The sequence below is a fragment of the Streptomyces sp. NPDC088350 genome, assembly GCF_044753545.1.
Taxonomy (GTDB): Bacteria; Actinomycetota; Actinomycetes; order Streptomycetales; family Streptomycetaceae; genus Streptomyces.
Window position 1 is genome coordinate 125,350 of record NZ_JBIVNL010000019.1, and the last position, 8,390, is coordinate 133,739.

Consider the following 8,390-nt stretch of genomic DNA (forward strand, 5'->3'; position numbering starts at 1 on the left):
GCCTGTACAAAAGCATGTCTCACGCGCGCGTGCACCCAGGCAGTCACGCTGATGGACGAAGACGCCGTCAAGTGGGTTCCGGTTGCGCGAGGCTTCCGTTACCCAGCCGGTACGGATCCCGGCGGCGAACTGCTACGACGGGTGTCCTCCTGCTACCCGATCGTGATGCTCAGATCTCGCTCAGATGTGATGACGCTGGTCGTAAGGCCTCACTACTGTCCTCCGCAACCGACGAGGACGGAGCCAGCAAGCGATGACCGAAGTATCGGTGGCCAAGGAAGATGTGGCCGCGACCGGCGAACTCGTCGTCCTGAAGAGCGTCAACAAGCACTTCGGCGCGTTGCACGTACTCCAGGACATCGATCTGACGATCGCCCGCGGAGAGGTCGTCGTGGTGATCGGGCCTTCCGGATCCGGAAAGTCCACTCTGTGCCGCACCATCAACCGCCTGGAGACGATCGATTCGGGTGCGATCGCCATCGACGGCAAACCGCTGCCCCAGGAGGGCAGGGAGCTGGCACGGCTGCGTGCCGACGTCGGGATGGTCTTCCAGTCCTTCAATCTCTTCGCGCACAAGACCGTGCTCGAGAACGTGATGCTGGGCCAGACGAAGGTCCGCAAGGCCGACAAGAAGCAGGCCGAGGAGAAGGCCCGGGCGCTGCTCGACCGGGTCGGTGTGGCCACCCAGGCGGACAAGTACCCGGCCCAGCTGTCCGGCGGTCAGCAGCAGCGCGTCGCCATCGCGCGGGCGCTGGCCATGGACCCCAAGGTGATGCTCTTCGACGAGCCGACCTCGGCCCTCGACCCGGAGATGATCAACGAGGTCCTGGAGGTCATGCAGCAGCTCGCCCGTGACGGGATGACGATGATCGTCGTCACCCATGAGATGGGCTTCGCCCGCTCGGCCGCCAACCGAGTGGTGTTCATGGCCGACGGCCGCATCGTCGAAGAGGCCGTGCCGGACCAGTTCTTCAGCAACCCGCGCAGCGACCGGGCCAAGGACTTCCTGTCGAAGATCCTTCACCACTGACGCTCACCGGCGCACCACCGGCATACACCGAAGAACACCGAAGAACACCGACAGCCAGCCACCGGCGGCCCGCGGAGAGCGGGCGGCCACCGGCGGCCCGCGGAGAGCGGGCGGCCACCGACTGCCCGCGGAGAGCGGGCGGCCACCGACTGCCGCTGAGGGCCCCGCACGCCCTCAGGGCCCCTGCCACACGCCCTGACGGGCCCTCATCTCCCCACCAGCCAAAGGATGTTCCTCATGAAGCTCCGCAAGGTCACCGTTTTCGCGACCACCGCCCTCGTCCTCTCGCTCGCCGCGACGGCCTGCGGGAGCAGCGACAGCAACGACTCCGGTTCGGGCTCCGGCGGTGGCGGCAAGATCAAGGTCGGCATCAAGTTCGACCAGCCCGGCCTCGGCCTGAAGCAGCCGGACGGGACGTACGCCGGCTTCGACGTGGACGTGGCCACCTATGTGGCCGGACAGCTCGGTTACAAGCCCAGCCAGATCGAGTGGGTCGAGACCAAGAGCGCCGACCGTGAGAACGCGCTGGCGCGCGGCGACGTCAAGTTCATCGCGGCCACGTACTCGATCAACGACGAGCGCAAGCAGAAGGTCGACTTCGCCGGCCCCTACCTGCTGGCCCACCAGGACCTCCTTCTCAAGAAGGACTCCACGATCTCCAAGGGCACGGACCTCAACGGCAAGAAGCTGTGTTCCGTGACCGGCTCCACGTCGGCGCAGAACGTCCAGAAGTCGATCGCCCCGAAGGCCAACCTCCGTGAGTACAGCGGCTACTCGGAGTGCATCGCCGGCCTCCAGAGCGGTGCCGTGGACGCGGTGACCACCGACGACTCGATCCTCGCGGGCTTCGCCGCGCAGGACAAGTACAAGGGCCAGTTCAAGATCGCCGGCCTCAAGCTCAGCAACGAGAACTACGGCATCGGCGTCAAGAAGGGCGACTCCGCGACCGTCACCAAGATCAACACCGCACTGGAGAAGATGGTCAGCAGCGGTGCCTGGCAGACGGCGGTCACCAAGAACTTCGGCCCGGCCGGCTACAAGAACGAGCCCGCCCCGAAGATCGGCGACATCGTCAAGTAACCCGAGAAGACCCAGGTAAGGCAGGCCCCCATACCCGGAAGCGCGGGAGATCGTGTTCGACTTTCTTCAAGGTTATGACGTCCTAGGGGCGTTCTGGATGACGGTGAAACTGGCCGTCCTCTCCGCCCTGGGCTCCCTGGTCTGGGGCACCCTGCTGGCCGCGATGCGGGTCAGCCCGGTCCCTCTGATGCGAGGGTTCGCCACCTTCTACGTGAACACCGTCCGGAACATCCCCCTGACGGTCATCATCGTCTTCACCTCGCTCGGTCTCGCCGACATCTTCGGCGTGACGATGGGCGCGTCCGACGACTTCAAGGTGCAGGGTTTCCGACTGGCGCTGCTGGGTCTCATCGCGTACCACGCGGCCTTCGTCTGCGAGGCGGTGCGCTCCGGCATCAACACCGTGCCCGTCGGACAGGCGGAGGCGGCCCGCGCCATCGGGCTGAGCTTCAGCCAGGTGCTGCGGATCGTGATCCTTCCACAGGCGTTCCGCGCGGTCGTCGGACCGCTGGCCAACGTACTGATCGCCCTCACCAAGAACACGACCGTGGCGGCGGCGATCGGTGTCGCCGAGGCGGCCGCCCTGATGAAGACGATGATCGAGAACGAGGCCCAGACGGTCGCCGTCGGCGCGGTCTTCGCGCTCGGCTTCGTGGTACTCACCCTGCCCACCGGCCTCCTCCTGGGCTGGCTGGGCAAGCGACTGGCGGTGAAGCGATGACCTCCGTGCTCTACGACGCGCCCGGCCCCCGCGCCAAGCGGCGCAACGTGCTCCTCTCCGTCCTGTTCTTCGTCCTGCTCGGCCTCTTCTTGTGGTGGATCTGGCGGACGATGGACGACAAGGGCCAGCTGAAGTGGTCCCTGTGGCAGCCGTTCACCACGGCGGACGCCTGGACGACGTATCTGCTGCCGGGCCTCGGCGACACCCTGAAGGCCTCCGGGCTCGCCATGGCGATCGCCCTCCCCCTGGGCGCCTTCTTCGGGATAGCCCGCATGTCCGACCACAGGTGGATGCGCGTCCCGGCCGGCGTGGTCGTCGAGTTCTTCCGCTCGATCCCGGTCCTGCTGCTGATGCTCTTCGCGAACGAGTTCTACGTCCGCTCCACGAGCGTCGGCAGCGAGGAACGGCCCCTGTACGCCGTTGTCACCGGCCTGGTGCTCTACAACGCCTCGGTGCTCGCCGAGATCGTCAGGGCGGGCATCCTGTCCCTCCCCAAGGGCCAGACGGAGGCCGCGTACGCGATCGGTCTGCGCAAGGGCCAGACGATGACCAGCATCCTGCTCCCGCAGTCCGTCACCGCCATGCTGCCGGCCATCGTCAGCCAGCTCGTGGTCATCGTGAAGGACACCGCGCTGGGCGGCGTGATGCTGGGCTTCACCGAGCTGCTCAACGCGCGCAGCACCCTCGCGGCGAACTACGCCAACGTGGTGGCGAGTTTCATCGTCGTCGGGGTCATCTTCATCCTGCTGAACCTCGCCCTCACGACCTTCGCGAGCCGGCTGGAGCGCAGGCTGCGGCGCAGCAAGAAGAGCACGGGCGCGGTGCTGGGCCCCCAGGACGCCGCGGGGCTCAACCCCGCGCAGGTGGCAGGCAGCTTCGGAACGGGTGCCGGCGGCACGATCTGATGATCGGTCAAGTGGCGTGAACGACACGGAGGCAGTGGCATGATCGCCACTGCCTCCGTCACTTGACGCAAGCACCGGCAATGGGTTGCATACGTTCTGTGATCGTGCACCCTGCCCCAACTTCCTGTTCACATGCGTCCCTGAGGACACCGTCACGGGCAGGGGGCGCCGCACCGTGGACCCGGTGATCATCGTCGGAGCGGGGCCCGTGGGGCTCACGCTCGCCCTGGCGCTGGCGCGGCAGGAGGTGCCCTCCGTCGTCCTCGACGAGGGTCCGGGCAAGGACGAACCGCGCCTCGCGCGCACCGTCGTCCTGCGCGAGGACACCGCGGCGCTGCTGGAGCGGCTGACCGGCGTACCGCTCGCCGAGGCCGGCTCGCGCTGGGCCGGATGGCGGTCGATGCGGCGCAAGCAGGTGATGCGCGAGATCACGTTCGACGAGACCGAGCCCGCCCCCCTGCACATCGCGCAGCACGTGCTCACGGGCGCCCTGCGCCAGGCCCTCGCGGGCGAGCGCCTCGTGAAGATCGCCGTCGACAACCGTCTCGACTCGCTCGAACAGGAGCCCTCGGGCGTCACCGCCCACACCCGTGGCCCCAAGGGCACCTGGTGGCGCGGCAGTTACCTGGTCGGCTGCGACGGCCCGCGCTCGACCGTCCGCAAACTCCTGGACATCCGCTTCCCCGGCCGTACGGCGGTGGAGCGACACGCCGTGGCCGCGCTGCGCACGGAACTTCCGTGGCCCGACGAGGCGTTGTTGCATCGGGCGCCTCCGTGGCGGACGTCCGGACCCTCGGCCGGGGAGGTCACCGGACGCCCCCTCCCCGACGGCGTGTGGCGCCTGGACTGGCTGCTGCCGCCGGGCAAGGACCTGGTCACGCCCGAGCTGCTCCTGGCCCGCGTCCGGGAGACCCTCGCGGGCTGGACCGAGGGCCCGACACCGCCGTACGAACTGCTCGACACCGGCGTGCACACCGTGCACCACCGGCTCGCGCGCCGGTGGCGGGTGGGGCGGGTGTTCCTCGCGGGGGACGCGGCGCATCTGCTGGGGGCGCTTGGTACGCAGGGGCTGGACGAGGGGCTGCGGGACGCCGACAATCTCGCCTGGAAGCTGGCGTCGGCCTGGCACCACGGGCCGCACGAGGCGCTGCTCGACAGTTACCAGGCGGAGCGGCGGGCGGTCGTGGCGGCGAGGCTGCGCGCCGCCGACCAGGCGCTGCCGCTGGTGCGTGGCGGCGCCGGGCTGCGCGCGGTCGTGCCCGGCTCGGCCCGCGGCCACGACGTACTGCTCACGGACGGTCACCTGGGGCGCGGCGCGCTCGGTGCGCCGGGGGCGTACGCCGACTCCCCGCTCGCGCCCCGGCACATCGAGGGCGAGGTCCCCGTCGACACCCCGCCCGGCGCGCCGGTCGCCGATGTCCGGGTCACCGCGGAGGACGGCTCCTTCGTACGGCTGCGGGACCGCCTCGGGCACGGCTCCCTGCTGGTCGTCCTGGTCGCGCCGGGCACGGGCGTGTGGGAGCGCAAACACTGGGTGACCGCGGGAATCATGCCCCGCCTGGCCGCCGCGGTGACCGCGCTGCCGCACCCGGCCGAGCTGCTGGTCGCCGAGAGCTACCCGGGCGCCGCCGCCCACACCGTCCTTCTCGTACGGCCCGACGGACACCTGGTCACCGCGCTGAGCGGGGTGCGTCCGGCCGACCTGTACGCGGCGGCCGAGGCGACCCTGGGCGGCCCGGCGAAGACGGAGGCCACGGCCGGCTCGCGCTGAGGCCGCCGTATCCGAACTGTCCACATAGTGACGCTGAGTTGACCGGCCCACACCGCCGTGCTGTACTCCGGATCATGACCGACACCTCTGTCCACCTCTGGCGGAAGGTCCATCTGGACCTCGTCCGCTACGTGGGCTGCGTCTGTCACATCTCCTGCTGAATTCGCATCTCCCTCACTCGCGCGCACCCTTTCTGTGGGCCCGCGCGCGCCTTCGCGAACACTCATCAGGACGGTGCACATGTCTGTATCCCCCTCTGCCCCCGTGTCCTCCGCCGCGCCCGCCCAGACCCCGACACAGGCGGACCTGCTCGACTTCGTACGGCGTACGGCCGCCGACACCGAGCTGATCGCCTCGCTCCCCCTCGACCCCGAGGGCCGCACCTGGGTCCGGCTCGAAGGGCCCGGCGGCAGCGAGGCATGGCTCATCGGCTGGCCGCCCGGCAGCGGAACGGGCTGGCACGACCACGCCGACTCGGTCGGCGCCTTCCTCACCGCCGCCGGTGAGCTCAAGGAGAACTCGCTCGCCGCCCGGCTCCCGAGCCACGGCTGGAAGACCCTCGAACTGGAGGAGGGCGTGGACCGCGAGCGTCGGCTGCCGACCGGCAAGGGCCGCGCCTTCGGCCACCACCATGTCCACGAGGTGCTCAACGAGTCCACCGAAGAGCACGCGATCTCCGTCCACGCCTACTACCCGCCGCTCCCGCAGATCCGCCGCTACAGCCGCACCGGCCCGGTGCTGCGCCTGGAGCAGGTCGAGCGCCCGGCGGACTGGCAGTGAGTGCCGTACGCGAACAGCCCCTCGGCATAGACGAGTTGCTGGAGCGGGTCCGCGCGGACTACGAGCGGATCGAGGCGCGGGAGGCGTACGACGCGGCCCGCGCCGGCGAGGCCCTCCTGGTCGACATCCGCTACGAGGCCCTGCGCGCCCGGGACGGTCTCATCCCCGGCGCCCTTGTCGTCGAACGCAACGAACTGGAGTGGCGCCTCGACCCCCAGGGCAGCCACCGCGCCCCCGAAGCCACCGGCCACGACCTGCGCGTCGTGGTGATCTGCAACGAGGGCTACGCGTCCAGCCTGGCAGCCGCATCCCTGCACCAACTGGGCCTGCACCGCGCGACGGACCTGGTCGGCGGCTTCCAGGCGTGGAAAGCGGCGGGGCTGCCTGTCGCGATCTAGTCGCCGTGTCTACGACGTGACAGAACGCTCGCGTTCACTACCTGTCGGAGGGCGGAGGGCGGAGGGTCAGCAGAGCGGGGCGGTGTCCGTGCGGGTCCGTGCGGGTCCGTGCGGGTCCGTGCGGGTCCGTGCGGGTCCGTGCGGGTCCGTGCGGAACGCGCATCCTTGGCCGGGCGCCCCACCGGTTCCCGCGCCCACTCCCCTACTACTGCCTGGCGGTGGCCTACTGCCTGGCGGTCGCCGCCGTCACCGCCCGGACCCGGAGCGCCATTCGGCCCGGCAGCGCCGTGGCGACGAGGGCGAGAGTCCCGGCCACCGCGACCACCGTGAGATACACGAGCGGGGTGACCGACGGCGCCGCCCGGCCGGTCATACCGACACTGAACGCGGTCAGGACGGCGAGGGCGATACCGCTGCCCAGCGCCGTGGCGAGCAGCAGTACCGACAGCGCCTCGGTACGCAGCATCCGCAGCACCTGCCGTCGGGTCGCCCCGGCGAGGCGGAGCAGCGCGAACTCCCGGACCCGCTCGGCGACCGACATCGCGAGCGTGTTCACCACGGCGATGGCCGTGAAGGCCAGAACGAGCCCCATGGCCAGGTAGTTGACCTCCGCGTTCGCCTGCTGTCGCCGCGCCTGCAGCGAGTCGGCGGCGGCCGGAGCGAGAATCCGGATGTCCGGGAACTCACGGAGGGTAGTCGCGAGTTCTGTCTGTGTACGGAGCGTGCTGACGAGGACGGAGGAGGCGAGCGGGTTGTCGACGTGCCGGGCGACGAGATCGTGCGCGAAGGTGAGATCGCCGAAGCCGAGACCCCTGGCGTAGACGGCGACGACGGTGAGCGTGGCGGGCGTGCCGTCGCCGAGCGTGAGCTTCAGGGTGCTGCCGGGTTTCAAGTGCAGCTGATCTGCGGCCAGTTCACTTACGGCCGCGGTGTGCTGGGTGAGTTCGTCGAGCGATCCGGCGGTGACGTCCGGGTCCCAGGTGCGGGTGAGTCCGGCGGGTGTGACGCCTTGCGCCGCGTATTTGTCGAGGCCCACACGGACGGTCGTACGGACGACTTCGGTGACAACGTCGTGCCGCGCGCGGAGCCGCCGTGCGGCCTCGGCCGGGACACCCGGGCCCTGGGCGGCGAGGACCCAGTCGGCGCGAACGCCTTCGCGGACCTGGGCGCTGGCGGCGTCGCCGAGGGTGGGCTGGACGAACAGCACGGTGCAGGTCATGCCGATCAGGAGGGTGAGCGGGGTGACGACGGAGGCCATGCGGGTGGCGTTGCCCCGGAGATTGGCGACGGCGAGCCGACCGCAGGGGCCGGTACGCCGGAGCGGACCACCGACCACGAGGGTGGCCGCCTTGACGAGGAGCGGTCCGAGGAGGGCGACCGAGGTGGACAGCACCACAACAGCCAGGAAGGTCACGGGGGTTGAGGCGGGCTCGGTCCGAAGACCGCTGAGCACGGTGACCAGGACGACACCGAGCGCGAGGAGGGTGAGGCCGGCCAGGGGGCGGACTCGGGTGGGGCGAGTGTGGGTGAGCCGGGTGCGTGTGGGCCGCGTTCGCGGGGGTCGGGTGCGCTTGGACCCGGGGTCGGCTCCGGCTCGGGCACCAAGGTCGGCTCGGGCACCAAGGTCGGCTCGGGCACCAAGGTCGGCTCGGGCACCAAGGTCGGCTCGGGCACCAAGGTCGGCTCGGGCACCAAGGTCGGCTCG

General features: G+C 70.1%; 7 protein-coding genes and 2 pseudogenes. 8 read left to right on the forward strand and 1 reads right to left on the reverse strand.

Annotation, left to right across the window (positions count from 1 at the left end):
- The first annotated feature begins 253 nt into the window (after nt 1-253).
- The 7 genes from ACIQBL_RS44675 (at nt 254) to ACIQBL_RS44705 (ending at nt 6,685) form a co-directional block, all read left to right on the forward strand.
- On the forward strand, nt 254-1,030 hold the full coding sequence (locus ACIQBL_RS44675; RefSeq protein ID WP_401953872.1) for an amino acid ABC transporter ATP-binding protein: 777 nt from the start codon (nt 254-256) through the stop codon (nt 1,028-1,030).
- 237 nt (nt 1,031-1,267) lie between these two features.
- Complete coding sequence (locus ACIQBL_RS44680) at nt 1,268-2,110, forward strand: glutamate ABC transporter substrate-binding protein (RefSeq protein WP_401953875.1); 843 nt, start codon at nt 1,268-1,270, stop codon at nt 2,108-2,110.
- 52 nt (nt 2,111-2,162) lie between these two features.
- Nucleotides 2,163-2,831: an amino acid ABC transporter permease gene (locus tag ACIQBL_RS44685; RefSeq protein ID WP_401953878.1), complete on the forward strand. Its 669-nt coding sequence runs from the start codon at nt 2,163-2,165 to the stop codon at nt 2,829-2,831.
- Nucleotides 2,828-3,736 carry an amino acid ABC transporter permease gene (locus tag ACIQBL_RS44690; protein WP_401953881.1) on the forward strand — a complete coding sequence of 303 codons (909 nt, stop codon included), beginning with the start codon at nt 2,828-2,830 and terminating at the stop codon, nt 3,734-3,736. Before ACIQBL_RS44685 ends, ACIQBL_RS44690 begins: the two co-directional genes overlap by 4 nt.
- A gap of 175 nt (nt 3,737-3,911) precedes the next feature.
- Complete coding sequence (locus tag ACIQBL_RS44695; protein ID WP_401953884.1) at nt 3,912-5,507, forward strand: FAD-dependent monooxygenase; 1,596 nt, start codon at nt 3,912-3,914, stop codon at nt 5,505-5,507.
- Nucleotides 5,508-5,747: 240 nt separating this feature from the next.
- Nucleotides 5,748-6,287, forward strand: coding sequence for a cysteine dioxygenase (locus ACIQBL_RS44700; RefSeq protein WP_401953887.1), 540 nt, complete (start codon nt 5,748-5,750; stop codon nt 6,285-6,287).
- Nucleotides 6,284-6,685, forward strand: coding sequence for a rhodanese-like domain-containing protein (locus ACIQBL_RS44705; RefSeq protein ID WP_401953890.1), 402 nt, complete (start codon nt 6,284-6,286; stop codon nt 6,683-6,685). Before ACIQBL_RS44700 ends, ACIQBL_RS44705 begins: the two co-directional genes overlap by 4 nt.
- Nucleotides 6,686-6,908: 223 nt before the next feature.
- Here ACIQBL_RS44705 and ACIQBL_RS44710 read toward each other — a convergent pair.
- Nucleotides 6,909-8,189: pseudogene (locus tag ACIQBL_RS44710) on the reverse strand (ABC transporter permease); the annotation flags it as partial.
- Nucleotides 8,190-8,207: 18 nt separating this feature from the next.
- On the opposite strand from ACIQBL_RS44710, the pseudogene ACIQBL_RS44715 reads away from it, so the two are divergent.
- Nucleotides 8,208-8,390 (forward strand): annotated as a pseudogene (locus ACIQBL_RS44715) (hypothetical protein); the annotation flags it as partial.

Excerpts from the sequence above, each read along its gene's own strand:
- ACIQBL_RS44675 (WP_401953872.1), top strand. The coding sequence starts at position 254 with ATGACCGAAGTATCGGTGGCCAAGGAAGATGTGGCCGCGACCGGCGAA.
- ACIQBL_RS44680 (WP_401953875.1), top strand. The coding sequence starts at position 1,268 with ATGAAGCTCCGCAAGGTCACCGTTTTCGCGACCACCGCCCTCGTCCTC.
- ACIQBL_RS44690 (WP_401953881.1), top strand. The coding sequence starts at position 2,828 with ATGACCTCCGTGCTCTACGACGCGCCCGGCCCCCGCGCCAAGCGGCGC.
- ACIQBL_RS44700 (WP_401953887.1), top strand. The coding sequence starts at position 5,748 with ATGTCTGTATCCCCCTCTGCCCCCGTGTCCTCCGCCGCGCCCGCCCAG.